At 38.0% G+C, this 25,619-nt stretch carries 23 protein-coding genes; 17 read left to right on the top strand and 6 right to left on the bottom strand.

What is annotated here, in order from left to right:
* The first annotated feature begins 64 nt into the window (after positions 1 to 64).
* The 5 genes from C3K47_RS11945 to C3K47_RS11930 all read left to right on the top strand — a co-directional run bounded on the left by C3K47_RS11945 (position 65) and on the right by C3K47_RS11930 (position 3,093).
* Positions 65 to 1,102, top strand: coding sequence for a competence protein CoiA family protein (locus C3K47_RS11945; RefSeq protein WP_103789365.1), 1,038 nt, complete (start codon positions 65 to 67; stop codon positions 1,100 to 1,102).
* Positions 1,103 to 1,297: 195 nt separating this feature from the next.
* Positions 1,298 to 1,558, top strand: a complete 261-nt coding sequence (locus C3K47_RS19545; RefSeq protein ID WP_103789364.1) for a hypothetical protein — start codon at positions 1,298 to 1,300, stop codon at positions 1,556 to 1,558.
* A complete protein-coding gene (locus C3K47_RS11935; protein WP_133159376.1) occupies positions 1,509 to 1,835 on the top strand; it encodes a hypothetical protein in 327 nt (108 codons plus the stop codon). The genes C3K47_RS19545 and C3K47_RS11935 overlap by 50 nt, the downstream gene beginning before the upstream one ends.
* Positions 1,836 to 1,847: 12 nt before the next feature.
* Positions 1,848 to 2,015 carry a hypothetical protein gene (locus C3K47_RS19540; protein WP_165784689.1) on the top strand — a complete coding sequence of 56 codons (168 nt, stop codon included), beginning with the start codon at positions 1,848 to 1,850 and terminating at the stop codon, positions 2,013 to 2,015.
* Positions 2,016 to 2,055: 40 nt separating this feature from the next.
* Positions 2,056 to 3,093, top strand: a complete 1,038-nt coding sequence (locus tag C3K47_RS11930) for a hypothetical protein (RefSeq protein ID WP_133159375.1) — start codon at positions 2,056 to 2,058, stop codon at positions 3,091 to 3,093.
* Between the two features lie 56 nt (positions 3,094 to 3,149).
* On the opposite strand, the gene ku is transcribed toward C3K47_RS11930, so the two are convergent.
* The 6 genes from ku to C3K47_RS11900 form a co-directional block, all read right to left on the bottom strand.
* Positions 3,150 to 3,938, bottom strand: coding sequence for a non-homologous end joining protein Ku (ku, locus tag C3K47_RS11925; protein ID WP_103789361.1), 789 nt, complete (start codon positions 3,936 to 3,938; stop codon positions 3,150 to 3,152).
* Positions 3,939 to 4,094: 156 nt separating this feature from the next.
* On the bottom strand, positions 4,095 to 4,739 hold the full coding sequence (locus C3K47_RS11920) for a uracil phosphoribosyltransferase (RefSeq protein WP_103789360.1): 645 nt from the start codon (positions 4,737 to 4,739) through the stop codon (positions 4,095 to 4,097).
* Positions 4,727 to 5,425, bottom strand: a complete 699-nt coding sequence (locus tag C3K47_RS11915) for a DUF4062 domain-containing protein (RefSeq protein WP_103789359.1) — start codon at positions 5,423 to 5,425, stop codon at positions 4,727 to 4,729. The genes C3K47_RS11920 and C3K47_RS11915 overlap by 13 nt, the downstream gene beginning before the upstream one ends.
* On the bottom strand, positions 5,425 to 5,655 hold the full coding sequence (locus C3K47_RS11910) for a DUF1653 domain-containing protein (protein WP_103789358.1): 231 nt from the start codon (positions 5,653 to 5,655) through the stop codon (positions 5,425 to 5,427). The genes C3K47_RS11915 and C3K47_RS11910 overlap by 1 nt, the downstream gene beginning before the upstream one ends.
* 40 nt (positions 5,656 to 5,695) lie before the next feature.
* Positions 5,696 to 7,255, bottom strand: a complete 1,560-nt coding sequence (locus C3K47_RS11905; RefSeq protein WP_103789357.1) for a P-loop NTPase fold protein — start codon at positions 7,253 to 7,255, stop codon at positions 5,696 to 5,698.
* The gene (locus C3K47_RS11900) at positions 7,255 to 11,016 is read right to left on the bottom strand and encodes a class I SAM-dependent DNA methyltransferase (protein WP_103789356.1); all 3,762 of its coding nucleotides are present in this window, start codon (positions 11,014 to 11,016) and stop codon (positions 7,255 to 7,257) included. The genes C3K47_RS11905 and C3K47_RS11900 overlap by 1 nt, the downstream gene beginning before the upstream one ends.
* 148 nt (positions 11,017 to 11,164) lie before the next feature.
* On the opposite strand from C3K47_RS11900, the gene C3K47_RS11895 reads away from it, so the two are divergent.
* The 12 genes from C3K47_RS11895 (at position 11,165) to C3K47_RS11840 (ending at position 25,586) form a co-directional block, all read left to right on the top strand.
* On the top strand, positions 11,165 to 11,602 hold the full coding sequence (locus tag C3K47_RS11895; protein ID WP_103789355.1) for an HYC_CC_PP family protein: 438 nt from the start codon (positions 11,165 to 11,167) through the stop codon (positions 11,600 to 11,602).
* Positions 11,603 to 11,693: 91 nt separating this feature from the next.
* On the top strand, positions 11,694 to 13,010 hold the full coding sequence (locus C3K47_RS11890; RefSeq protein ID WP_103789354.1) for an efflux RND transporter permease subunit: 1,317 nt from the start codon (positions 11,694 to 11,696) through the stop codon (positions 13,008 to 13,010).
* 70 nt (positions 13,011 to 13,080) lie between these two features.
* Positions 13,081 to 14,952: an efflux RND transporter permease subunit gene (locus tag C3K47_RS11885; protein WP_394341684.1), complete on the top strand. Its 1,872-nt coding sequence runs from the start codon at positions 13,081 to 13,083 to the stop codon at positions 14,950 to 14,952.
* Positions 14,903 to 16,192 (top strand): TolC family protein, encoded by a 1,290-nt coding sequence (locus C3K47_RS11880; RefSeq protein ID WP_243392542.1) that lies wholly within the window; start codon positions 14,903 to 14,905, stop codon positions 16,190 to 16,192. Before C3K47_RS11885 ends, C3K47_RS11880 begins: the two co-directional genes overlap by 50 nt.
* Entirely contained in the window at positions 16,170 to 17,516 is a 1,347-nt protein-coding gene (locus C3K47_RS11875) for an HlyD family efflux transporter periplasmic adaptor subunit (RefSeq protein ID WP_103789352.1), read from the top strand. The genes C3K47_RS11880 and C3K47_RS11875 overlap by 23 nt, the downstream gene beginning before the upstream one ends.
* A 134-nt stretch (positions 17,517 to 17,650) precedes the next feature.
* Positions 17,651 to 18,751, top strand: coding sequence for an efflux RND transporter periplasmic adaptor subunit (locus tag C3K47_RS11870; protein ID WP_243392541.1), 1,101 nt, complete (start codon positions 17,651 to 17,653; stop codon positions 18,749 to 18,751).
* 49 nt (positions 18,752 to 18,800) lie between these two features.
* On the top strand, positions 18,801 to 19,331 hold the full coding sequence (locus C3K47_RS11865) for a DUF3347 domain-containing protein (protein WP_103789350.1): 531 nt from the start codon (positions 18,801 to 18,803) through the stop codon (positions 19,329 to 19,331).
* Positions 19,332 to 19,416: 85 nt separating this feature from the next.
* On the top strand, positions 19,417 to 20,031 hold the full coding sequence (locus C3K47_RS11860; protein ID WP_103789390.1) for a DUF3347 domain-containing protein: 615 nt from the start codon (positions 19,417 to 19,419) through the stop codon (positions 20,029 to 20,031).
* 12 nt (positions 20,032 to 20,043) lie between these two features.
* Positions 20,044 to 20,508: a heme-binding domain-containing protein gene (locus tag C3K47_RS11855; RefSeq protein ID WP_103789349.1), complete on the top strand. Its 465-nt coding sequence runs from the start codon at positions 20,044 to 20,046 to the stop codon at positions 20,506 to 20,508.
* 25 nt (positions 20,509 to 20,533) lie between these two features.
* Positions 20,534 to 22,636, top strand: a complete 2,103-nt coding sequence (locus C3K47_RS11850; RefSeq protein ID WP_103789348.1) for a heavy metal translocating P-type ATPase — start codon at positions 20,534 to 20,536, stop codon at positions 22,634 to 22,636.
* 170 nt (positions 22,637 to 22,806) lie between these two features.
* Entirely contained in the window at positions 22,807 to 23,286 is a 480-nt protein-coding gene (locus C3K47_RS11845) for an HYC_CC_PP family protein (RefSeq protein WP_103789347.1), read from the top strand.
* 77 nt (positions 23,287 to 23,363) lie between these two features.
* Complete coding sequence (locus C3K47_RS11840; protein WP_103789346.1) at positions 23,364 to 25,586, top strand: TonB-dependent receptor; 2,223 nt, start codon at positions 23,364 to 23,366, stop codon at positions 25,584 to 25,586.
* The last annotated feature ends 33 nt before the right edge of the window (positions 25,587 to 25,619 follow it).

The raw sequence follows: 25,619 nt of genomic DNA, 5'->3' as shown, positions 1-25,619 counted from the left end.
TTTCGACTACGCTCAAGTTTCTTAATCACTTAAAAATAACCTTAATTGAAATTGGTGTTTTTATATGGGTAATGTTACTTATTGTCATGCTATAAGAGCTGATGGTGTTAGAATTGATATTGAATCGGTTAATCAGGAGAACCGATTTCAAGAATTTTATTGTATTGATTGTGGTAATGAGCTTATACCGAAGTTAGGTAGTGTTAATGCTCATCATTTTGCTCATAAAAGTGATGTTCATTGTTCTGGTGAGACTTATTTACATAAGCTTGGGAAGTTAGTTTTTAGAGAAACTTATCTTAAGTGTCTGCAGGAAGGATTACCGTTTTATTTAGAACGGTATAGACTTATTCATTGTAACAGGTATGAATTTTATCGTTCTTCAGATTGCGATAAGCATGGAGTTGATACAATTGATTTGACGCAATATTTTAAGAATATAGTTGTAGAATCTCGTGATGGTTCGCTTGTTCCTGATTTAATGTTGTTAGATGATAAAGGCAATAAGGTTTATATTGAAATTGCCGTCACTCATCAATCTTCAGAACAGAAGATTGAATTTGGTAATAGGATTATTGAATATGTCATTAAAACTGAAGCGGATTTGAGTTTAATTAAGGATTGTTATGTTTCATATCCCTTTGATTTTAATTTTTATTCTCCAGAATGGATTCATCAAAAGGATAAGATTAAGCGATATAATTTTAAAGATATTATTGAAGGTGAATCGCCAGGTTCTTGTAATTGTTCTATTCAATTGCCGGTATTTTTTATATCTAGGAAGTATTCAACGCCTTATATTAAGGAATTATCATTGCAAAGAATTGAGTCACTGATTAAGTATAATACCGCTTTATATTATAAAATTTTGGATTTAAGTCCAAGTTGTAGGGATCCTTATGATTTATTTGCAAAGCAAGTTGTTAAGGCTTTTGATTTAGGAATTGATTTTAAAAATTGTTTTTTATGTAGGTACCATTCTAGAGAATCTAATAGAATGGTTTTTTGTAATGTTTCTCAAGAAACTGGAGGTTCAGTTTTTTTAAGTAAGGATTGTGTGAAATTTGAACCAGATGAGATTATGTATCAACGATATCGTTAAAGTAATGGGATGATCATTTTGAGGTCGACTTCGTTCAAGATTAAACGACTTTTAACGCTTGGCTTTTTTAAGCCAAGCGTTTTTATTTCGACTCCCTTCGACTTCGATCAGGAGGACTTCGGCCCTACTAAAGAGACATCAAAAAGATTTGCTTTGCTAAAAAATGCTGCTCAACTTTGCTAATTAAATTAGTATATGTATCATGAAATTTCTTTTGAGTATAATGGTAAAGTTTACAAGAGAACGGTTGTGGAAGCCATGAGAAGTGGTTTTGTTATGCAATCGAAAGGGATTGACTATTGGTTGCAATATGATGCTGATGCAAATTCCTGGCGTTGTGAAACGGGGGCAATTCCCGAAAACCTTATGGCTTTGATTTCAATAGAACTGCATAAAATTAAGAGGTATGGAAAAAGTCGTCCGCGGAATAAAAGTAGGTATAAAGGAACGTGGTAAAGAAGTTCGTAAACTGTGTATGGTTTACGATGGCGGCAGTGATGTGGGTTATGCGGAGCTATACCTTAGCGGTAAGTACATAATGGCTGATATTTTTTATAAGCCAAATGTCCGGATTGAAATTTACCGGCCTTATGTGGTTTACCTGAACAATGCTGTTTTTAAAATCATGCTCACAACCAGGGTGGAACTTAAAGCCCCTATTGAATATATTTCAGAGCAGTTGGAAAACAGAAATGATATGGATGGGGTTGACTATATTTATGATGATTTTTAAAAGGAGTTCCCAATGTGTTACAACTATAAGAACGAAGCCAAAGCCGATGAAATGAAGAAGCGGTTTAAACGGAATATGTTGGAGGAGGATGAAAATGCTTATCAACCTATGTTTAAAGCCTTCGGTTTTGACCCCCCACGGATGCCCCCGTATCCGGAGTTGGCGTTGTTGATGATGTAAAAAAAGTGTTGCCTACTATGCAAACTATGAAACCAAAAGTATGATACCGCAAAAAATACTAGCCTTATTTGAGTTTATAGATTATTTGGACAAGAATAAAAAGAGTTATATTGAAAAGTATATTCCATTGTGCAATGAGCTACAAATTCTTGATGAACAAAGAAGCAAATTAAAACCTGAAAGGAATTACATTGAAAAACAGGAATATGACTATATTCAGGACCAAATAAGTGCGAAATTTTCACCGATTCTATCGAATATTTATGCTCCAGTTTCAGAGAAACTTATAGAGTTAGGCATTTGGACTGGCGAGAATAACTATTCGAGCATTTGGAATAATAACATTTCCGCAATCTCTGATTTTAAAAGGAATTTCACATCCGAAGATGTTTTACAGGTAATAAATTATAAGGTAAAATATTTGACCTTTCGAACTGAAACAAATAGTAATTTCCTTTGCCTACAACTGATTTTCAATGAGTTGGATGAAATTTTTAAAACCCTTTTTGATTTTTTCAAAGACACAAATGAAAATGAATTTAACAGCTTTGAAACTAAAACCATTAAAGTGGATAGTTTAGAAGAAGCAGTAAAGGGCTTAATTGAAAAAAAAGGAAATAATATTAGTTTTTCTATTCCTTCTGAAAAGTTTCATTATGGACTGAATGAAACACAAATGCAAAGAATTGCAAACATAAAAAATGAAATAGTTATGGGAGACAAAATTGAAGTTGGAAACATATCCAATAACTCAGGACAAATTATTATTGGAAAAGAAATTAGAATTTCCGACTCTTTAAATGGCAAACAAGAAACTTTCGAAAAAATAGAAGAATTAATTAAGCTCATTAGACAAGAGCCAAATATAAGTGATGAACAGAGGCAAAATCTAATCACCAATTTTGACAAAGTAAAAGAAGAAGTATTGGAGGAAATGCCAGACAAATCTAAAATTTTCAAATGGCTTTCAAACACTAAAAGAACTTTGGAAAACCTAGTTTTAACCCATGAAGCGATAGATGCCATAAATTGGGTTTACAAAAATCTAAATTTTCTTATTCAGCAAATTGGCGGTTGATAAAAATGCGCAGCAGGTAACGTTAACTGTGAAAAAAAACTAAAATAGTATACAGATTATCTTGCAGCTTTTCTTGGTTGTTGGGTGCTGTTAAGGCTTTGCTTCAACAGATCCAACAAATTATCAGAACGTTTTGTGGTTGTGGTTTCAACCACTTTCTTTTTGTCTTTTACTTTGCCTTTGGCTTTATCTTCGATGAGTTTAAGTAATGCACGCGAGTACATGTTATGATAATCGGAAATATCAAACTTTTTGGAGGTTTGACTGATATAGGAAACAGCGGTATTTAATTCTTCCTTCTCAATTTTAACAGGTTCCTGGACTAATTTATCAACCGGCCTGATTTCCTCAGGAAAATGCAACTTCTGAATTACAAGGATTCCATTAACCGGAACTACTAGACATAAGTTTTCTGCGGTACGCAAGACAAAACGACCTAAACCTGCTTTTCCTGTTTTTTCTAATGCCTGAGTGAGTAAACGGTAGGCCTTAGCTCCTTTCTTATCGGTTGTGGCATAATAGGCGGTTTCAAAATAGATGGGATCAACTTCTGACATATCAATGAAGTTTTCCAACTGTATCATTTGGCTTTTCTCAGGAGCTGCTGCTACAAAATCGGCATCTTCCAAAACCACTCTTTTGCCATCGTACTCATAGCCTTTTACAATATTTTCTTCGGGCACTTCTTTGCCGGTTTCGCCATTTACTTTTTTGTATCTAATACGTTCATGGTCTCTTTTATCCAGCATGTTCAATTCCAAGGAACTGGATTGCGTTGCTGGTACCAGGCTAATTGGTATTGATACTAATCCAAAACTTATTGTTCCACTCCAAATTGACGGCATCTCTCTAAATCTTTTTGGTATAACAACAAGTTGTAAGGGAGGTTTTAATTATTCGCCTTGACCAAGATTAGTATACTCATTGTAGGTTACGCACTTATTGCATGAGATATTCATAATCCCGGTCGTGAGACCTCTGTTTTATTTGCAATATAAGAATCAGTCTTGCAGTCTTTGGTCTAGGTTACCAACTCCAGGTACTAACATTCCATCTTGGTCCAGTTCATCAGGGTTTCCTATTAGATACAATTTGCAGTTCGGTATTTCATTTTTAAGTTCTTCAATACCTGATAAAGAATAAAAACACGTTGTGATTATTAATTTGTTGGGCATTAACTTTTGATATGCTGATTTAGCCAAAGTTACGGCTGTGCATCCTGTTGCTAAGACAGATTTAGCAATAATAACGGCGTCAATAGCTTGGCCCCTTGGTGTTTCAGGTAATACTAATGATCGCACTGGACTAGTGTAAGTGGCTTTCCCTCTTTCACCGCTAAAATCCATATAGCCAGTAATTGGATTTTTAATACATTGCGCTATTCCTTTAAGAAAAAAATTATAATCATCTTTAGTACTTACAATAACGACGTTGCTTTTTTTGAATGAAAATCCCAAAAAATCCTTTTGAAGCGGGGTGTTAATTTTATCCATATATGTAAATTCCTCGCTAACAATCTCAGATCCAATTAAATTTCCAATTTTTATCAGACTTTGTCTTAATTCATCCTTTGGGGTATTACAATTTCTAATAGTTGTTAATAAAGCACTACCATAATTATTAGTACTAATTTTTATTGAGTCCATTCCCTACTTTTTATTTGAAGTTCACTCATACACCCCCAGAAATTATTAAATATTTCTTTTGCACTAAAATGTATAGTATACGTTTTACCGAAAAAAATATAAGTTAACTCAACCAAATCCTTTGCAACGCTATAATAAACCTCAGCATTAGGCTCAGGTTTTTCTTGTTTAGCTAATCTCACAAAATGGTCTAAATAGGTCAGATTGTTTCCTAAAGCTGCTCTATTCTTAATCCAAGATGTAAACGATTTCTTTACATAATTTTGTAGCTCGTGAGAATAATTAAATGTAACCCTCCAATAGCCTTTATAATAATCACAAACTTTTTTAATAAAGGCTTCTTGATCTAAATCTTTTTCTTCTTCATTAACAGCTTCATTTTTTAAAAAAACTAAAATTTTAGTAGGGTCGTCTCTAAATGCCGCATCGAATTCAACTTCTGTGGCTGATTTGCCATCCGGTAGTTTTGACCCAAAATCTTTAGATAAGATTAGAATATATAAATCACAGTTTTTCGCAATTTCAATGGTCTTTAAACTTGAACTTGATGAAAAGGATAAATCATTGACAGGATCTACACCTTGCAATTCAATTAAATCATTTTTACTAAATAGTTCTTTAATTGCGTCCCTCTCAGCCGCCAATCCACGGCCAACTGAGCTTATCATAACATTAATTTTCTCCATTAAAACCTCAAGAAATTTTGTAATTCACCGATAAATTCAAATCTTAAGACTGTTTTTCCTTCAAATTCTACTTTTTCATTAAACATTTGAATAGGCCGAACCCAAATACTGTAATCTCCATACAGTCTTTGATAAACAACTAATTCCTCTAAAGTCTCACTATGTTTAGCAAAACTAATCACATTATAAAAACCTCCTTTATAATGTTTGTACTTTCCAACTTTAATCATATTTAAGTATTTGTGATCTTTATTGATGTCCGTAATAATTTTACTTTATTATTCCGTCACGTTTACATTTCAAAAATGTATACAAAAAAAGTTCAAAAGCATTTATTTTTACTTTTTCACTTTCTATCTCTATTTTTTCTGTAATTCTAAATAGATAAGGGTATTCACTAAAATCTCTTTCCTCATAGTAATTATAATGAAGGATTTTTTCTGAAACAGGACATTTAATTAAATAACTATTTGTTGTAGATCTGTTTTGTCCATTAAAAATCTCAATAGGAGAAATCAAAAAGGGTAAGCAATAAGATATAAGAGGTCTATCGATAGAATCAATGGAATTTAAATAAATATCTGTGCCTATAGGGTTATATGAATCACTATATGCTTGCGTGAGTTTCTTTAATTTAATCTCCACTGAATCGTAATCAGGAAACAGACTATGCAAAAACTTAATAAGAAAAATAAATTCAAATTTAGTTGCAGACTGCTCCCTATTGGTGGTAGTAGTTTTAAATTTAAAACGTGGTATTTCTATTGATTTTAAGTTTATCAAAGATCTAAGATTCAACTCCTTAGATTCAATAAGCATATATAATATCCATTCTGCGACTCTGTAAATATTCGAGTCCGGATCCAAGAAATTATATTTTTTTATTAAATCGGCGGGTATGTTTATGATTTTGCTTTTAAGTATTTTGAAAAGTGTTTCTTTTAAATAACGACTATTATCGAAATGGAATGGTGATAGAGAATAAAATTTATCAATATAGCCACTGAAATCAACTCCAGCTCCATAACGATGAGCAAACATTTTCCGAATATTGTTTATATCGCAAACGAAAATAATTTTATCAAACCCAAATTTATTTTGCTCAGTTACGCTATCATAGTGAGCACTAAAAATATTGAATAGACGAAAAACATGCTCAGGATCTAATCTGTCTAAGTCATCAATAATTAATACAGTTTCTTTAATTTCTGAATCGGTTTTGGTACGGTCCAAAAGTGATGATATCAAATTTGTAATATCATCCATTTCGTTAACCCCAGGCTTATTATTAAACTTCTCTAAATAAATTTCAATTAATTTTTCTTCATCTGTTTCGATTTCTTTTTTAAAAGCTTTAAAATCCTTAAAAAAATCTTTTAGTGCTATTAAAATATCTTTAGCAGGTTTGCCAACTTTGCCCGATGCCTCAATAATAGATTCTACTAAAGGAATAAAGTCAATACGATGTTGACCAAAAACCTGACTGGTAAGTAAAGTAGAGAATTCTTCTTTTTGCAAATCAATTTCATTTCTGTATTTATGAAGTAATTCACATAAAATGTCAAATTTGATTAATTCAAATACATCATCATTATTGGCTACTGTATAATGAACAGGATAAAGTTTGATAACAATATATATATCTTCCCTTTCATTAAAGAAATCGTTTAAAAAAGTAGATTTACCGGCTCCAAATGGAGCTGAAAACAATATTCGCTTATTTTCTTTATAATCAATATGTGCGTTAAATTCTTGGATAATACTTGTTTGAGTAATCTTAATGGGGTTTTCTTTTACTAATATTTCGTGACTTGGTATAAGGTTGCTCATTATTCCCCTCCCTCCACTAGCTTAATCTCCTCCTCCGTTAACTCATATAGCTCATAAACCAATTGGTCGATTTCTTTTTCCAAATCACTTGTATCTGCTATTGGGTCAGTTTTTTTGATGGAAAGAATTTGGGTTACCTTCTCGATTAAAATTTCTCGTTGATCTTCTGAGCCTTTTGCAATAGGAATTTGGCTGAAGTATTTCCAAATTAACTGACAACCATTTTGTATAGCGGTGCAGTATTTCGTTGTTAAATACCAACCAATTTTTGAATTTAGAATACCCAGTAAAACCTTGTCGTCCGTAGGCATAATCCACATGGAATCATTGCAGTATAAACCTTGTTCATCATAAATGAAACAAGGCTTTACTTGAAACTTTTGATACATGATTTTAGGTTTCAGAAACTCTGACCAGTACGCAATACTATCTTGTGTCTCAAACCATTTATTTGAGGTTTTTTTTCTTGAACCATTATTGCCACTTTGTTCTAATCGTTCTTTCCCAAAACTCATCAGGTGGTTTTTTATACCGGGATAATTTTCAATATCTAAATTCAGATTTGGGAATGTAGAGATTAACCAAACTCCATCTGATGTTGCAAACCAAGGTTTAATATCTCTGCCCCTAAGTACTGGTTTAATAATTTCTGCCGAGAATGGATCTTCTTTTATAATTCTCTCTCTTGTTTCCTCGTCAATTACAAATGCTTCAGTCAGGCCTGTGAGTACACCTCGATAAGAATTCCCTCCAACATAACTTTCAAGAAAAGAAAACTTAGATTGTAGTTTTTCCAATAATTGCAGATGCTCACTGCCGCTTAATACCCAAGTATCTTCTGTTAGTTTATTTTGAGGTGACTCAAATGAAATGTCATTTACATAATCAGCAAATTGAAGTTGATGTTTTAGTGTTTCAACATTTGCAACAACAAAAGAATTAATTGAAGGCGCTTTTCTTAAATGTATAATACATGGGTAAGTTGTAGCCTCATCAAAAACTTGTAAATCGCCAAAATCTGTAATCTGTGTTAGACTGTGATTTAACAAGAAATTACGAAGAGGTTTACCGTATCCCGTTTGCATCCATTTATTAGGCATAATGTAAGTAAACTGCCCAGTTGCCTTTAATACATCAAATCCTTTTTCTACAAAGAACACATATAAATCGGCCGTACCACTGTACGTCTTATAATTACCTTGTAAAAAGCCCTTTTGATCTTTAATTTCTTCTTGCCTGATATAAGGAGGATTCCCAATCACCACATCAAAACCTACAAAATCGCCTTCGTCATTTAAAACTTCCGGGAACTCAAAGCGCCATTCAAAAGCGTTTTCGTAAATCTTATTATTTTTAATTTCTTCTACTGCGGCTTCCAGCTTGTCGGTTTCGGCGGTTAAGGCGCTTACTTTTTTGTTCCAGACGGCCTTTTCTTTTTTACCCAGTTCAAACAGGCCTGTTTGGGTGGTAAGAGTTACTAATTCGCCTTTAAGCTTGTAGAGTTTTAGGATTTTAGGATCGTTCTTATTGATCTCGCTTCTGAAATCGCCTTTTATGGTTTCAATGAGGCGTTCCATTTCACGTTTTTGCTCTTTGCTTTCGGCATTGCGATAGGTTTTTACGGCAGTACGGTACATTTCCACGTTCCACTTACTTTTCTTTAATGCCTGTTTTAAGTCGGCATCTAGGGCAAAACGACTGATGAGTGAATTACCGCATTTGATGTTGATGTCGATATTGGGCAGGGTTTCAAGTACCAACTCATTTTTGTAATAGGCATTTTTTAACAGTTCTATCCATAGCCTTAAGCGGCATATTTTTACCGAATTGGGATTAATATCGACGCCAAAGAGGCAATTTTCAATAATGGTTTGCTTTTCGTGGAACAGGGTTTCCTGAATGCGCTGGCTTTCTTTATTGGCAGGGTTATATTCAAATAAATTGCCATCTTCATCGGTTACCACTAACTCGTCATTTACCACTTCTACATGGTACTCTTTTAATCGTTTTCCCTGACGATCTTGTAAAACCTTCAAATCGTTTTTAATGGCAATGATTTCATTTAAGGCTGATACCAGGAAGTGACCGGAGCCTACTGCAGGGTCACAAATCTTCAGACTGTTTATAATGGTATTGGCTTCGGAACGGTCTTCAATTTTATCGTATAGGTCTTCAATGGTTTCACACTTCCAACCTTTAGCCTCGTTAAACTTTTGCACCACAGCCCTGCGAATGGTTTCGCGGCACATGTACATGGTAATAAAGCCAGGCGTAAAGAAGGAACCGTCCTTATAACCATTTATTTTTTCGAAGATCAAACCTAAAACGGAGGCATTGATGAGGGTCTTATTATCTTCCTGTATTTCTTCTGAACCTTCACCCGCAAAATCATAGGCATCTAAAAAATCGAATAAATATTCAAGAGTGCTGATTTCACCGGTTTTCTTTGTGCCTGTTAAATCTTTTAGTACCGTGTTTGAAAGTGTCGGCAACATGCCTCTATCGTCCAGATTGCTGACAAAAAGGGTGAGATGTTCTAACTCTGTTGGTTCAAACAATGAGCTGTTTAAATAAGGCACCTTCCCAAATCGTTTTATGACTTCTTCGTCACGATCTTCAACTTTACGGGCTAACACCTGAAAAAATAAGCTGTTTAAATCGTCAAAGTCGCGAATTCTAGTACGACTTAAAAAGGCATACGATTTATCTCCTTTATGATAGCTGATCAGTTGGGCCTCTAACAACTTTAAGAAAAGAATACGGTTTACCCAGGTTATCACCAACTCTAAACCCACGTTGAATAGGCGTTCCTGATGGTTATCACCATATTGAGAAGGTTTTTCTAAACGTGAAATCTTATCAAGTGAATCGAGCTGTTTAATGGAGTTTTCCAAGAGGGAGCCGCTGTTACGCTCTCCAACTTTTTTACGCTCAATGAGTTTTTTACTACCTTCTTTGGTTTCAGTTAAACCAATAATATGGAGCAATTCGGAATAGAAACGTTTATCTAAACTGTTGCTATCATTGGTGAATGGTAGTTTTAGTAAATGCTCTGGGGATAATAGTTTAAACAGGGCAATCAGCTTGGTGTCGTCCTGTTTATCTTTATTACGTAACGGCTTATTGTACTCCTTTAAGTCGAAATGGGTAAACTGAATTTCCGCGGCTACTGTTTCAATAAGAGGACCGGCAATTTCTTTATAAAAGAAATCTGTTTTACTGCCAGATAAACGACCTTCTTCAAAGTCGGTAAACTGTTTAACCAATGGCTTATTTTGCGCAAAATGCTTTTCAAATGAGGCTACGTCAAATATAAACCACTCATAAATATTAGTAACTACCAGGTGTTTTATTTCAAGGTTCTTATGTGTGATTCTTTCCCGCAAATAATACAACACCAATTCCTGAAAGGCTTTGGTATTGATGTTATTTTCTTTCAGCATTTCGGCCCTGTTAGTGGGGCTTTTAGCCTCAATTAAAACGCCCACCGTTGATTTGGCATCTTTGCCATTATGAATGACCAGATCATTCCGTCCCTTGGTATTTACAAAATGATCCGGGTTATAATAGGTGTTCTTTAAAAAGTCGGCAATAAGGTTTTTATGGAACTCTTCCGTTTCTTTCTCGTTGATCTGATCAAGCAAATGGATCAGATTGGCCTTGAATTTTTCTATTTCAGAACGGTTAGGCTTAACTTTTAAAAACGCTTTGTTTAATGCTTTTCTCGGATTTAAAATGATGTTATCAGAAATCAAATTCATGCAATAGCCACTAATGATAAGTTTGCAAAATAGTGAAAAGCAAGGAAAATTAGCCTCTCAAAAAATCCTACTTCTTGCTTAAGCACATCACTAAAAACGGGCTCAATAAATTTCAACTAATAAAAATATTTATTTACTTTAGCTATTGATGCGTAAATACAAGCAAATATGGGCAGCGTTATTTTCCGTTCTGATTTTAATATCAGCAACGGGATTCTCATTGTCTGTTCATTTTTGCGGACAAAAAGTCGATAATTTTTCTGTGTTTACAAAAGCGCATGACTGCGGCATGATGGATATCAAGTCCGTCACTGCAGAAAAGAGTAACCCATCAGCAATTGTTTTCAAGAAATTTTGCTGCGAGGACAAAACCTTCCAGGTAAAAGCACAGGAGTTTAAATTAGAGCCAAAAGTTCATATTCCTTCTGTCGACTTCAAGTTGCTGAATACCTTTGTTTATGTTTTCTCATTTGTAAAATATTATCTCCCTGAAATTTCTATTAACCACGCACCCTTAGTCACGGGTGATAAATATTGTTCACTCTACTCTGATACTGCAGCCTACCTGCAGGTTTTCCGTATTTGATTTATTCTGCCTTTTCTTAAGTGGTAAGTGTTTCATTCTTACCCTATATCCTATTCTATTTTCTATAACTAGTTAACTAGTCTTACTATTTATGATTGAAAAACTTATTTCCTTTTCATTAAGGAACAGGTTTATGGTACTCTTGGTGGCTATCGTGCTCTTTGGCTGGGGAATACACTCCGTCCGAACCAGTAAAGTAGATGCCATCCCCGATCTTTCCGAAAATCAGGTAATCGTTTTTACCGAATGGATGGGCCGGAGTCCGCAAATTATGGAAGACCAGATAACTTATCCACTGGTAACCAACCTGCAGGGCATCCCCATGGAAAAATACGTTCGGGCCAACTCCATGTTTGGCATGAGCTTTATCTACATCATTTTTGAAGATAATGTGGACATCTACTGGGCCCGCTCACGCGTATTGGAAAGATTAAGTTCGGCAATTAACCTATTACCGGCAGGAGTAAGTCCACAACTGGGACCTGATGGTACCGGCGTGGGACACATCCTTTGGTATACTCTGGATGCCCCCGGAATGGACTTGGGCGAACAACGTGCGGTCCAGGACTGGTATGTAAAATTTGCTCTTCAAAATGTATCGGGTGTTAGTGAGATCGCTTCATTTGGTGGATTTCAAAAAGAATATGAAGTAACCCTTGATCCGAACAAGCTAAACTACTACGGATTAAGCGTTGCCCAGGTTATCAATACTATCAGAACCAACAATAATGAAGCAGGCGGACGCAAGTTTGAGTTAAGCGACATCGGTTACATCATTAAAACTACAGGGTACATTAAATCCATCGGCGAGTTAGAAAATCTTCCTGTAAAAACCAGTCAAACTATCCCTGTAAAACTCAGCGACGTGGGTACTGTGCAGCTCTCGGGTGGAAATCGTTTGGGAATATTTGATGTGAATGGAGAAGGGGAAGCCGTCGGCGGAATCGTGGTGATGCGCTATGGTGAAAATGCCGATGCAGTGATTACAAATGTGAAAGCCAAAATGACAGAAGTGGCAAAGGGCCTTCCCAAAGGGATGAAATTCAATATTATGTATGACCGTAGCGGACTGATTGAAGAATCAATTAATTCAATAAAGAGAACGCTGATCGAAGAAATGATCGTGGTTTCGCTGATCGTGATCGTTTTTCTTTTCCATTGGCGAAGCGCCTTGAGCATTATCATTCAAATACCGATCACTCTTGCTGCAAGTTTCATTTTGCTGAATGCTTTTGACATTAGTTCAAACATTATGTCTCTAACGGGTATCGCTTTGGCTATTGGGGTAATTGTGGATAATGGAATTATTATGGCCGAGAACTCATACAAACATTTGGCTACTAGGCAAGCTGAATTAAATAAAGAAAAACAGTTAATCAAGAATAAGGAAACTCGCTATGTGGAATAAACTAAAAAAATGGCTGGGCATCGGTTCTTCCAAAGAACGAGATTACGTTGAGTTATCCCGCGAAGAGCGCATGGAGATCATTGAAAAATCGTGCAAGCAGGTTTCAAGAGGTGTGTTTTATTCAACAATTATCATTATCACCTCATTCTTACCTGTATTCCTGCTAAGCGGGCAAGAGGGAAAACTGTTTCACCCGCTTGCTTACACCAAAACGTTCATCATGATCATTGATGCGCTTTTAGTGATCACTTTAGCGCCGGTAATGATTTCCTTTTTCATGAAAGGAAGATTTAAAACGGATGAGGAAAACCCTATCAATCGGTTTCTAGAAAGAATTTATGAACCGGTAATTCGTTGGTGCATAAAGCATCGCAAAACCACCATCGGCTTAAACATTATTGCGCTACTTATCAGTATTCCATTGGTATTAAGCATGGGGCGCGAGTTTATGCCTCCGTTGGATGAACAATCCATTCTGTTCATGCCGGTAACGTTGCCTGATGTTTCCAATGCAGAAGCCAAACGCATACTGCAGGTACAGGATAAGATCATCAAATCTGTTCCTGAGGTGGAGAAAGTGCTGGGCAAAGCGGGCAGGGCCAGTACGGCTACCGATAACTCCCCCATCAGCATGATTGAAACGATCATTATGCTGAAACCCAAATCGGAATGGCGGGAGGGCATTACTAAGAAAGATCTCGTTGATGAGTTGGATACTAAGCTTCAAATACCCGGAGTGGTAAACGGCTGGACTCAACCCATCATCAATCGCATCAATATGTTGGCAACAGGTATACGCACCGATGTGGGTGTAAAAGTGTACGGCCAGCGACTGGATAGTATTGCCCTAGTTTCTGAAAGGGTTAAGACGCTGTTGCAGGACATCCCTGGAGTAAAAGACCTGTATGTTGAGCCTGTTACCGGCGGCAAATATTTGGAAATCGATATTGACCGCGAGAAACTGACGCGTTATGGTTTATCTATTGATGAAGTGAATATGACGGTTGAATCAGCCTTGGGCGGAACCCCTTTCACTAATACCATTGAAGGTCGTCAGCGATTTAATATACATGTACGCCTGGCGCAGGATTACCGCAACAGCGTAGAGAAAATTAAGCGTATTCCGCTCAACGCTTCGGATGCAGGAATCGTTCCGCTTTCATCGGTAGCTAATATCAAATTTGTTGATGGCCCACCTATGATCACTTCAGAAAATGCCATTCTGCGTGGAGCTGTCATGTTCAATGTTAGGGAAAGAGATCTGGGTACTACCGTTAATGAGGCGATAAAAAAATTGAACAACGAGCTGAATTTGCCCAACGGCTATTTCGTTGAGTGGAGCGGTCAATACGAAAACCTGATCAGCGGGGAACGTACACTAATGCTCATTCTTCCAATCGTGTTAGTGATCATTTTCCTGTCGTTGTATTTTGCTTTCAAATCCCTCCGAGAAGCCTTCCTCAGTCTTATTACAATACCTTTTGCCTTGATTGGTGGGGCGTATATGGTTTATTTCTACGGAGTAAACCTGTCGGTGGCTGTGGCCGTTGGATTTATCGCGCTGTTTGGTATTGCTGTTGAAACCGGTGTGGTAATGGTGATCTACTTGAACGATGCCATGCGCCAACTAGTAACATTAAAAGGCAATTCACGAGAAACAATTTCTAACGAAGAATTAAAAGAATTTGTGATCGCAGGTGCTGCCAAACGTCTCCGTCCTAAACTAATGACCGTTTCAGTAGCCTTGTTCGGTTTGGTGCCGGTTTTATGGTCGATGGGTGTGGGCAGTGATGTAATGAAACCGATTGTATTGCCGATGATCGGAGGTGTGTTGACTTCATCAACCCATATTTTATTGGTTACGCCACTTATCTTTTTAATGACTAAAGAGTATGAACTGCGAAAACATGGAAAAATGGAGGTTCACGATGTGCAGCATTAAAAAAATACTAAATATAACCATCCTTACTCTTTTGCCTTTCTGGGTATTCGCACAGCAAAGAGTTATGACGCTTGATAGCATTTTAATGCGGATAAAGCAAAATAACCCACAGCTTTTGCAATACGACGACAGGATTAAAGCAGTAGAAGAGTCGGCCAAGGGAGCCAAAGCTTGGATGGCCCCAATGGCCGGTGCCGGAACATTTATGACTCCCTACCCCGGACAAATGGCAGAAGAGCCCAATGATCAGGGGCAGTTCATGATCTCGCTGGAGCAGGATATTCCAAATCCCGCAAAGTTGAATGCGAAGGCTAATTATTTGAAATCGAAGGCTGGTATTGAGACTCAAAACAAAAATGTTTCCTACAATGAATTGCGCAGCCAGGCTAAGAAATTATACTATGAATGGCTGGTACTCGACAAAAAGATTGTCGTTCTTCAGCAAAACAAGGAGATTCTGCAAACCATGAAAAAGCTGGGCGAGATTCGCTACACCTACAATCAGGGCCTGCTGAGCTCCATTTATAAAACAGAAGGCCGAATCGGTGAGGTGGATGATATGCTCATTGAAACAACTTCTAAAATCCTGGAGAACAAATACTGGATGAGAGGGCTGATGAATGTCCCCTACGATTTTGATTTCACTATCGATACCACCTTCAAAGTAAAATATGATGAGGAAGTTCTGCCTGATACAGCCTATTTAAGTTCTGTGCGCAGCGACATACAAAGAATGAACGAAACCATTCAATCCATGAAACTTAATCAGGCCGCCATGCGGTCGGAAGCTAAACCCGATTTTAAGATCAAGTTTGATCACATGTCGGGTTACAATCCGCACATGCCACAGCAGTATACGTTGATGGGTATGGTCTCCATCCCCATTGTGCCCTGGGCATCAAAAATGTACAAATCGGGCGTAAAACAAATGGATTATGAAATTGAGGCTATGAAGAAAGAGCGTCAGGCGATGCTAAATCAAATGTCGGGGATGAGCTTCAGTATGAAACAGGGAATCCATACCATGGAGCATCACCTAATGAATTATGAAATGACCATTCTACCTGCGTTGAAGAAGAGTTTTGAAACGCTGATGATCTCTTACCAGGAAAACAAGCTCGATCTCCCTTTGGTGATTGATGGCTGGGAGGCGTTGAACATGGCCCAGATGAAGTACCTGGAACAAAAACAACAGTATTACCAAATGATTGTGGATTATGAGAAACAGCTTGAAAAATAAACTGCTGCTGACGCTATTGGCCTTGCCATTACTGCTACTTTCATATTGCGAAAAAAAAACCAATAAGGATGAAGCTGAGGAATACACTTGCCCAATGCATCCTCAAATTGTTCAAAATAAACAGGGAACCTGTCCGATCTGTGGAATGGATCTGGTGAAAAAGATGGCAGGCGGAGAGGCATTGGATTCTACTTTAAATCTGAACGCATTAGTGAAGCCTACCAACGAGATCATAGTAAGCAACATCAAAACTATTTATCCTGAAAAGGGATCGAAGAAAATAAAATTGACCTTAAATGGAAGCCTTACATATGATACTCGCAATTGGAAAGTACTTGCTTCACGCATCCCGGGGCGAATTGAACGTTTGTATGTTCGCTACAATTATCAACCTGTAAAAAAAGGTCAACGTGTAATGGATATTTACAGTCCTGACTTGGTGAATGCTCAACGAGAACTGATCTATCTAATAAAAACTAATGACCAAGATTTAATAAGGCGTGCAAAAGATAAGCTGTTGTTGCTTGGAGCTACGAATCAGCAGGTTAACCAGATTGCCGGGACGGGTAAAATGCAGCATGCGTTCCCGATATATAGCCCTTACAGCGGATACATTACGGAAAATAATTTAAGCAGTTCCAGCCCAACGCCAACTACTTCCTCTTCGGAAAGTTCTTCAGGAGGAGGTATGTCGAACATGGGAGGAGCAACGGGAGCTGCATCAGCGACTACGGCTTCAACCTCTCAAACGCCAACATCTGCAGGGCAAACCCTAACCATCAGGGAAGGGCAGTACGTTGGAGCCGGCGAAACTGTGTTTAAGATCTTCAACCCGACTAAATTATGGGTTGAATTCTATGTACCTTCCAGTCAAACTCAAACACTTAAAAAAGGGCAGCAGGTGAATTTAATCAATGCTGATGATAGCACAGAAACGATTTCGGCCACTCTAAGCCTTGTACAGCCTTTTTATAAAGAAGGCCAAAACTTTCTGTTGGTGCGGAGCTACTTAACTAATAATATAAAAAATTGGAGAGTGGGCCAATTAATCAGGGGTAATATTACTTCGGAAAGTAAAGAAGGGATGTGGCTGCCAAAGCAAGCTGTGTTACAATTAGGCAATCAACGCGTGGTATTTGTAAAGCACTCGGGCGCATTTGAACCGCGCCTGGTGACTTCCGGAATAAATACAAATGGCTCTATTGAAATTTTATCAGGACTTGATGTAAACGACAAGATCGCTGAAAACGCCTGGTTCCTTGTCGACAGTGAAAGCCTGGTGAAATTCAAAGAAAAGTTGAACAATCAAAAAAGCACGCAATGACATCGAAACGATATTTAAACGCTCTCATGCTGCTGTCTCTTTTTATCTTGGGTTCCTGCAGCGATAAGGACAAAAGGCATGATCATGAAGGGCATAAAACGGAAGCCAAGGCGGGCACAAAATATACCTGCCCGATGCATCCGCAGATCGTACAGGATAAACCTGGCACATGCCCCATCTGCGGGATGGACCTGGTGCCCATGACGAACCAAGGAGAGAGCAGCAGCAGATCGATCATGCTTAATGAAAGTCAACAAAGGCTGGCCAACATACATACAATGAAAGTTGGAAAAGGAAGCATTGCGAACAGTAAAGTGCTGAATGGGAAACTTGTAACCAATCCTGAATTTACCGAAGTTATTTCTAGCAGAGTGAGCGGCCGGCTTGAACAGCTTTATGTGAAGGAAACTGGTGTTATGGTACGAAAAGGTCAACCACTCTACAAAATTTACAGCGAGCAATTATTGACCATGGAACAGGAGTACCTGCTTGCCTTGAAACAATTGGCGGCCTTTCCGAATGAAAAACGATACAGTGAAATGGCCGATGCTGCTAAAGAGAAGTTGGAACTATACGGCCAAACTTCCGGACAGATCGATAAGCTTCGTAAATTCGGAAAAACTGATCCCTATATCAATTTCCTTGCTCCGGCCAGTGGCATAGTTGCGGAGTTAAGCGCCATCGAGGGGCAATATGTCGGTGAAGGAAGTGTATTGATGAAACTGGAAAATTTAGAGCAGCTGTGGGTAGAAGCTCAAGTGTATGCAAATGAGTTGGAAAATTTGAAGGAAAAATCTATCGTAACAGTACAAGTTGCAGGCTTTGAATCAGAACCGGTTAAATCAGTACTTGATTTCATTTCACCCCAATTCGACGCCAACTCGCAGATCATTACAATAAGGGCCAAGCTGGCAAATTCTAAACTCCAATTTCAACCGGGTATGCAGGCCAATATGTTACTACCATACGGCAATACATCAAATGCCATCACCCTTCCTGTAGATGCGGTGTTGCGCGATGGGAAAGGCGAACATGTGTGGATAAAAACCGGCGATAATACGTTTGAACCGCGCATGGTAAAAACCGGTATAGAAAATTTTGATCAGGTGCTAATTGTACAAGGATTAAAGGACGGAGATGAGGTTGTGACCAGCGGAGCATATTTGCTTTACAGTGAGATGAAACTTAAAAAAGGAACGGACCCCATGGCCGGGCATGAACATGGAGCTATGTAATTAATTAATATTTAAAAAATTTACAAACCAGAATAATTAAAAACAAACTATGCAATTACGCACAATTTTGGCAATCACTCTTGTAGCAGGAGCGTTTGTCGCATGCAACGGAAAAAGCAACGCGAAGGAACATACCGAACATACTATAGCAGAAGAAAAAGGAGGAAGCAATCCAACATTTAACAATGAAAAGTTGAACATGGTATACCAGCATTATATTCATCTAAAAAATGCATTGGTGGCCTCCAATGTTAAAGAAGCCCAAAAAGCCTCCGGGGCCTTAAAAACAGCTATCGCCAAGCTAAACGATAAAGATGCCACAGTAGTAGCTGAAAAACTGGCACACGCAACCACAATTGAGGGGCAAAGGGCTGTTCTAAACGACCTGACCAAAAATATAGAACGTTTGATCAAAGCGTCGGGTGTAAAAACTGGGGAGGTGTATCTTGAATATTGCCCGATGGCCAACAATAACGACGGCGGATATTGGTTATCGAACGAAAAAGAGATCAAAAATCCTTACTTCGGTGATAAAATGATGAAATGCGGTTCTGTTAAAGAAACGTTGGCAAAAAAATAGAACCGGTTGGATAAATGCTCACATGTGGAAAGCAAGTGATACATACATAATCTATTACAAAAATTCAATCATAAAAACTCAAAACATGAAAAATAAATTTTTAATAGCTGCACTAAGCGTAGCATTCTTTACTGCCTGCAACAGTGGCAACAAAAAATCAAACGAAAGTCACGATATGAGTAATGATACTACTCAAACACAGCCTCCAGTTAACGACACAGAAGAAAAGGCGTTAGCAACGCCACCCGGTGTAAATGCAAAAGTTGCAGCTTCAGTAAAAAAAATTGTTGACGGCTATTTGAGTATGAAAAACGCCCTAACGAAAGATAATGATAAAGATGCCGCTGCGGCTGGGAAGGAAATGGTAAACGCATTTACCGATTTTGATAAAGTTTCATTAACCGCCTCACAAGCCGAAATGTATAATGATATAGAAGATGATGCAAGAGAACATGCAGAACATATTGGAGAGAATACCGGTAACCTTAAGCATCAACGTGAACATTTTGATATGTTGAGTAAAGATGTATATGAACTGGTTAAATCATTTGGAGGAGGACAGCCATTGTATAAGGACTATTGTCCTATGTACAACGACAAAAAGGGCGCTATATGGCTAAGCGAAACAAAAGAAATAAAAAACCCCTATTATGGCAGCCAAATGCTAACATGCGGATCGGTTAAAGAGGAAATTAAATAACCTTCAAGTAGCATGAGTCTCGGAAGGAAAATAGTATTAGCACTACTCTTTGTATTTATTGGAATTCAGTTTATACAACCTGCCCGCAATAAAAGCGGGCAGGTATTGCCAACAGATATAACAAAAATGTATAACCTGCCTGAAAATGTACAGGTTGTTTTAAAAAATGCTTGCTACGATTGCCATAGCAACAATACCAATTATCAATGGTACGCCACTATTCAGCCTGTTGGTTGGTGGCTGGCATCACATATAAAAAAAGGAAAAGCTGACCTGAACTTCAATGAGTTTGGAAATTATTCCAAACGTAAACAACAAAGTAAGTTAAAGGCTATAGCGAACAGTGTGAAGGATAAAACTATGCCTCTGCCCGCCTATGCCCTAATCCATAAAAATGCAAAACTTTCTAAAGAAGATAAGATACTCCTCCTGAATTGGGTTGAAAACTTGAAAGATAGTCTTTCCCAAGAGAATTAAAGTATAGCAAATATTTATAGTTGTGATGGAACATTCTACTGAAAATCACCAACACCACCAGCATCATCCAGGTATGGATGTGTCGGGAAAATCGGCTGAGAAAGTAGCTGCTGAAAAACAGCATGATAAGCATGCTCATCATAAGCAGTATGACAAACATGATGATCATAATCTACACAAAGGCCATCATGTCGAAGATTTTTTAAAACGTTTTTGGATTTGCCTGGCATTAACGATACCTGTATTGCTATTGTCTCGGATGATTCAGCATTGGTTGGGGATAGAATTGGTTTTCAGTGGGGATAATTTCGTATTGTTAATGCTTAGTTCCACCATCTATTTCTACGGGGGGTGGCCGTTTTTGGTAGGAATTGTAAGGGAATTACGCGCAGGCAATCCCGGAATGATGACTCTTGTTGCGGTTGCAATTACAACAGCTTTCATTTATAGTGTAGCGGTTGTATTTGGGTTGAAGGGCATGGATTTTTTCTGGGAACTGGCTACGCTGATTGACATTATGCTATTAGGTCATTGGCTTGAAATGAAATCGCAAATGGCCGCTTCAAATGCGTTGGAATCATTGGTAGAGTTACTTCCAGCCTTAGTGCATCTGGAAAGAAATGGCGAAGTACAGGATATTTCATTAAAAGAACTGAAGAATAATGATATAGTAGTTATAAAACCGGGAGAAAAAATCCCTGCCGACGGGCTGATCATTGAAGGCAATTCTTATGTAAACGAAAGCATGTTAACTGGTGAAAGTGTACCAGTAAAAAGAGAAAAAGGGGGAAAGGTTATTGGAGGGGCAATCAATGGAGATGGAGTCTTGAAAGTAAATGTTACAGGAGCCGGAACCGACAGCTACTTGAATAAGGTAATTGAAATGGTTCAAAAAGCCCAGGGAACAAAATCTATAACTCAAAATTTGGCTACTATAGTTGCTAAATGGTTAACCATTGTATCCATCAGCATAGGAGTTGTGACTTTAATTATTTGGTTAAGTTCTGGCAAAGAACTCTCTTTTGCTTTAGAGCGCATGGTAACCGTTATGGTTACTTCGTGCCCTCATGCTTTAGGTGTGGCTATCCCGCTTGTAGTGGCTATCTCTACTACATTATCTGCAACTCATGGTCTTTTGATTAGAAATCGGACAGCTTTTGAAAATGCAAGGAAACTGACCACCATTATTTTTGACAAAACAGGGACGTTGACTAAAGGATCACATGAGGTACAAGAAGTTAAACCATTAACAACTCAGTATTCTGCAGATGAAATATTACAATACGCTGCTGCTGTGCAACAAAACTCTGAACACCACATTGCTCTTGGCATAGTACGGAAGCTGAAAGCAAAACAACTAACTCTTTGGAAATCTGGAAACTTTGAGTCCATACAAGGTATAGGGGTTAAGGGAATAGTGAATGAAAAAATAGTTGTTGTTGCCGGCCCCAATTATTTTAAACAGGAAGGCAAATCCATTCCGGAAATTCCAGCGGACATTGATCAGGCGATTAGTACTGTTACGTTTGTATTGATAAATAATGAACCAGTTGGATTGATTGCTTTAGCCGATAGTATTAGGGAAACAGCCGCAGAATCTATCGCTGATTTAAAGAGAATGAATATAAAAGCATATTTACTCACCGGTGACAACGAGAAGGTAGCAGCGGCTGTTGCTCAAAAATTAGGGATGGATGGTTATTTTGCCAATGTATTACCCCATGAAAAACTGCTCAAGTTGAAAGAGTTTCAAGATAAAGGGGAACGGGTAGCAATGACAGGAGATGGAGTAAATGATGCCCCTGCTCTAGCCCAGGCAGATGTGGGCATCGCGGTTGGTTCTGGTACCGATGTGGCGGCTGAAACTGCTGATATTATTCTGGTAAACAGTGATCCAAAGGATGTGGTTCAATTGATAACTTTCGGAAAAGCAACCTACCGTAAAATGATACAGAACCTAGTTTGGGCAGTAGGTTATAACATTATTGCCATACCATTAGCGGCGGGTGTTTTATATCCAAAATTTATACTTAGTCCGGCAATGGGTGCTGTGTTAATGAGCCTGAGCACAATCATAGTTGCGATTAATGCTAAGATGCTAAAAGTTCCTGCCCAGGCTACACTATAGAAGGCCTCTTGCCACGCCTGTTAATTATTTTTCTTCGCTAGCGTGTTTGCTCTGTGGTGGGAATTGGGAAACTGGCGTCGGATAAAGCAACTCACTACGCTCAAAGATCCATCTCTTTTGTTACATACTCATGTTGAAAATAAATAAAGAAGATTTTATGTTTGCAACCAATGAAAAAAATCATCGCTATAACAATGTGCATATTCTTACTGCTAAACGTGGTAGGAGTGAGTGTGTATGCGCATTATTGCGGTGGTAAATTAAAAGATGTCAGCGTTTTGGCAGCGGTAGAAAGCTGTTGCTGTGATGTAAACGATGAGCAAAAGGCTGATGTTGGCTTTTGTTGCCATACTAAAGATTCCAGCTTTTTAGTAGCGGCAGAAAGCTGCGGTGTAATCGATGAGCCAAAGGCTGATGATGAAAGTTTTTGCCATAATGAGGTGAAAACCATCCAAACTAAAGATGATTTTCTTTCATTGGCAAGGGCCGAACAGGCAAAACTATTATCTGTTGAACTATTCCTGTTTGCTTACCATTTTACCTTTCAGAATGATTTAGCAAGCCTTCATTCTACTACTTCCAGCAACTTCAAGGAACCTCCTCCCCGAAATTGCTCCATCCTACTTCTCACCCAAACCTTCCTTATTTGATCATTTTCTGTTGACCAATTTGGCAGAAACAATCTGTTTTTGCCCTGAATTTTATTGTCATACAAATTTGATTTTTAATGAAACGTCTAATACTAATTGTAATATTATTTATAGTCGGTTTTGATGTAAATGCCCAGCAAATTCTCAAAGGCAGGGTGTTTGAACTCAATCCGGAAAAAAAAGAAATTCCGCTTGCAGGGGCAAGTGTGTCGTGGATAAATACTGCCTTAGGGGTAAGTACAAGTACTACCGGAGAGTTTACAATTAAAGCAGATGGTATTACCGATCGTCGATTGGTGATCTCATTTGTAGGTTTGCAAACAGATACCGTTTTGGTTGACGATAGCAAAGAAATTAAAATAGTTTTAGTCACTGGTGGGCGCCAGTTGGATGAAGTGGTGGTTACGCATCAGCGCGAATCAACAATGATTTCTGTTCAGCCCCGCAAAACGGAGATTTTTACTTCTAAAGAACTGAAAAAAGCGGCCTGTTGCAATCTGGGAGAAAGTTTTCAGACCAATACTACCGTAGATGTTACCTATCGAGATGGTGTTACCGGAAGTAAAGAATTACAGGTATTGGGACTCGCCGGATCATACACTCAATTACTAACCGAAAATGCACCTGTTATTACCGGATTGGGCTCTACTTACGGCTTGTACGGAATACCGGGAACGCAAATTGATCAGATACACATTGTAAAAGGACCTGGATCAGTGATTGTTGGACCTGAATCCATCAGCGGAATGATTAACGTAGAGCTGAAAGACCCGATGCGGACTGATAACCTTTTCGTGAACGGATATCTCGATGCATATGCACGTGCCGAGTTGAATGTGGACAAAACGTTTAAGCTGAACAAAGACCTTAGTACCTTATTCTCTTTCCATATCGATCGTTTTAAACAGAAAATGGATCAGAATGGTGATTCTTTTCTAGATATGCCGATGCTGCAAAATATTAACGTACTGAGTAAATGGAAATATGAATCAGGTAATGGATGGTTCTCTCAAAATTCTGTGAAGTACTTAAATGAAGAGCGAATGGGCGGACAGCAGAGCTTTAGTTTTGGCCAAAAACAAGGCGATCTTTCAGCCTACGGGCAGCAATTAATCACCAACCGTTTGGAGCTATACGGGCGTACCGGTTTTGTAGTGCCTACAGGCAATTCCAAAAGTTTGGGCTTGCAGTACACGTATGTATTGCATGATATGGATGGCTTTTATGGTTTAAGGTCAAATAATGGTCGACAGCAAAGCCTCAACCTTCGGTTGATTTACAACCAAGCCATCGGCAAGCTGAATTCAATCAATTTGGGGGGAAGTTATCGTTTAGATAAGATCAACGAACAATTCGGAAACTTGCAATTGAATAACGACCTCAATATGCCAGGTGTTTTTGTAGAAAATACCTTTACCAGTACGGGAGACCGCCCTTTGTCAATAGTTACGGGTTTGCGTGCTGATTGGGCAAATGGAGAGTTTAATCTTACGCCAAGAGGAAACGTAAAATGGTCGGTTGATAAAAATACCGATTTGCGTTTTACTATGGGAACCGGTTTTAAATCAGTCAATATTCTTGCTGAAAATGTCAATATCAAGGTTAGCAATCGGGAAATTGTAATAGAAGAACCATTAAAGTTGGAAAAAGCCCTGAACTACGGTTTTAATGCCAATAGAAAGTTTGAACTTGATTACAGAAGCGGTAGCATCGGAATTGATCTTTACAGAACACAATTTTCAAATAAGATCATTCCTGATTACGATACCGATCCTTCAAAAGTATATTTTCACAACTTAACAGGCGAATCATATGCTAATAATGTTCAGGTAGAAGCTTCTTACTATCTCCTGAAACCAGTGGAGCTAAAGCTCTCATACAAATACCTCGATGTGTACCGTGAAACCAATGGCCAACGATTTACTGAACCTTATGTATCTAAGCATCGTGCGGTAGCTTCCTTATTCTATGAAACTTTTGACCGTAGATGGAACGCCAACTTTACCTGGCAATGGTTTGGAAGTAAAAGATTGCCGTATTTAAATGAGGCTTATCAGCATGAGATAAGTGATTATAAGGAATTCTCGAAATCTTATTCAACTATCAACCTGCAGCTTACTCGTCACTGGCGAAATTTTGAATTATACATGGGAGCAGAGAATTTGTTCGATTTTCGCCAGCAAAATTACATCGTAGGTTCCGGTGATCCTAACACGGGTTTTTTCGATGCCTCTTACATCTGGGGGCCAATTGAAGGACGAAGAATTTATACCGGTTTCAGGTATAAAATTGACAGATAAATAAAATTCACTAAATCATAAAGAATAATATAA

It is taken from the genome of Solitalea longa (genome assembly GCF_002920915.1).
GTDB classification, from domain to species: Bacteria; Bacteroidota; Bacteroidia; order Sphingobacteriales; family Sphingobacteriaceae; genus Solitalea; species Solitalea longa.
Note: the sequence above shows the minus strand (reverse complement) of the source record. Positions and strands in the feature narration are given on the sequence as shown.

Coding starts and splice junctions, on each gene's coding strand:
- C3K47_RS11945 (WP_103789365.1), top strand. CDS start 65: ATGGGTAATGTTACTTATTGTCATGCTATAAGAGCTGATGGTGTTAGA.
- C3K47_RS19545 (WP_103789364.1), top strand. CDS start 1,298: ATGTATCATGAAATTTCTTTTGAGTATAATGGTAAAGTTTACAAGAGA.
- C3K47_RS11935 (WP_133159376.1), top strand. CDS start 1,509: ATGGAAAAAGTCGTCCGCGGAATAAAAGTAGGTATAAAGGAACGTGGT.
- C3K47_RS19540 (WP_165784689.1), top strand. CDS start 1,848: ATGTGTTACAACTATAAGAACGAAGCCAAAGCCGATGAAATGAAGAAG.
- C3K47_RS11930 (WP_133159375.1), top strand. CDS start 2,056: ATGATACCGCAAAAAATACTAGCCTTATTTGAGTTTATAGATTATTTG.
- ku (WP_103789361.1), bottom strand. CDS start 3,938: ATGCCGTCAATTTGGAGTGGAACAATAAGTTTTGGATTAGTATCAATA.
- C3K47_RS11920 (WP_103789360.1), bottom strand. CDS start 4,739: ATGGACTCAATAAAAATTAGTACTAATAATTATGGTAGTGCTTTATTA.
- C3K47_RS11915 (WP_103789359.1), bottom strand. CDS start 5,425: ATGGAGAAAATTAATGTTATGATAAGCTCAGTTGGCCGTGGATTGGCG.
- C3K47_RS11910 (WP_103789358.1), bottom strand. CDS start 5,655: ATGATTAAAGTTGGAAAGTACAAACATTATAAAGGAGGTTTTTATAAT.
- C3K47_RS11905 (WP_103789357.1), bottom strand. CDS start 7,255: ATGAGCAACCTTATACCAAGTCACGAAATATTAGTAAAAGAAAACCCC.
- C3K47_RS11900 (WP_103789356.1), bottom strand. CDS start 11,016: ATGAATTTGATTTCTGATAACATCATTTTAAATCCGAGAAAAGCATTA.
- C3K47_RS11895 (WP_103789355.1), top strand. CDS start 11,165: ATGCGTAAATACAAGCAAATATGGGCAGCGTTATTTTCCGTTCTGATT.
- C3K47_RS11890 (WP_103789354.1), top strand. CDS start 11,694: ATGATTGAAAAACTTATTTCCTTTTCATTAAGGAACAGGTTTATGGTA.
- C3K47_RS11885 (WP_394341684.1), top strand. CDS start 13,081: ATGGAGATCATTGAAAAATCGTGCAAGCAGGTTTCAAGAGGTGTGTTT.
- C3K47_RS11880 (WP_243392542.1), top strand. CDS start 14,903: ATGAACTGCGAAAACATGGAAAAATGGAGGTTCACGATGTGCAGCATT.
- C3K47_RS11875 (WP_103789352.1), top strand. CDS start 16,170: ATGAGAAACAGCTTGAAAAATAAACTGCTGCTGACGCTATTGGCCTTG.
- C3K47_RS11870 (WP_243392541.1), top strand. CDS start 17,651: ATGCATCCGCAGATCGTACAGGATAAACCTGGCACATGCCCCATCTGC.
- C3K47_RS11865 (WP_103789350.1), top strand. CDS start 18,801: ATGCAATTACGCACAATTTTGGCAATCACTCTTGTAGCAGGAGCGTTT.
- C3K47_RS11860 (WP_103789390.1), top strand. CDS start 19,417: ATGAAAAATAAATTTTTAATAGCTGCACTAAGCGTAGCATTCTTTACT.
- C3K47_RS11855 (WP_103789349.1), top strand. CDS start 20,044: ATGAGTCTCGGAAGGAAAATAGTATTAGCACTACTCTTTGTATTTATT.
- C3K47_RS11850 (WP_103789348.1), top strand. CDS start 20,534: ATGGAACATTCTACTGAAAATCACCAACACCACCAGCATCATCCAGGT.
- C3K47_RS11845 (WP_103789347.1), top strand. CDS start 22,807: ATGAAAAAAATCATCGCTATAACAATGTGCATATTCTTACTGCTAAAC.
- C3K47_RS11840 (WP_103789346.1), top strand. CDS start 23,364: ATGAAACGTCTAATACTAATTGTAATATTATTTATAGTCGGTTTTGAT.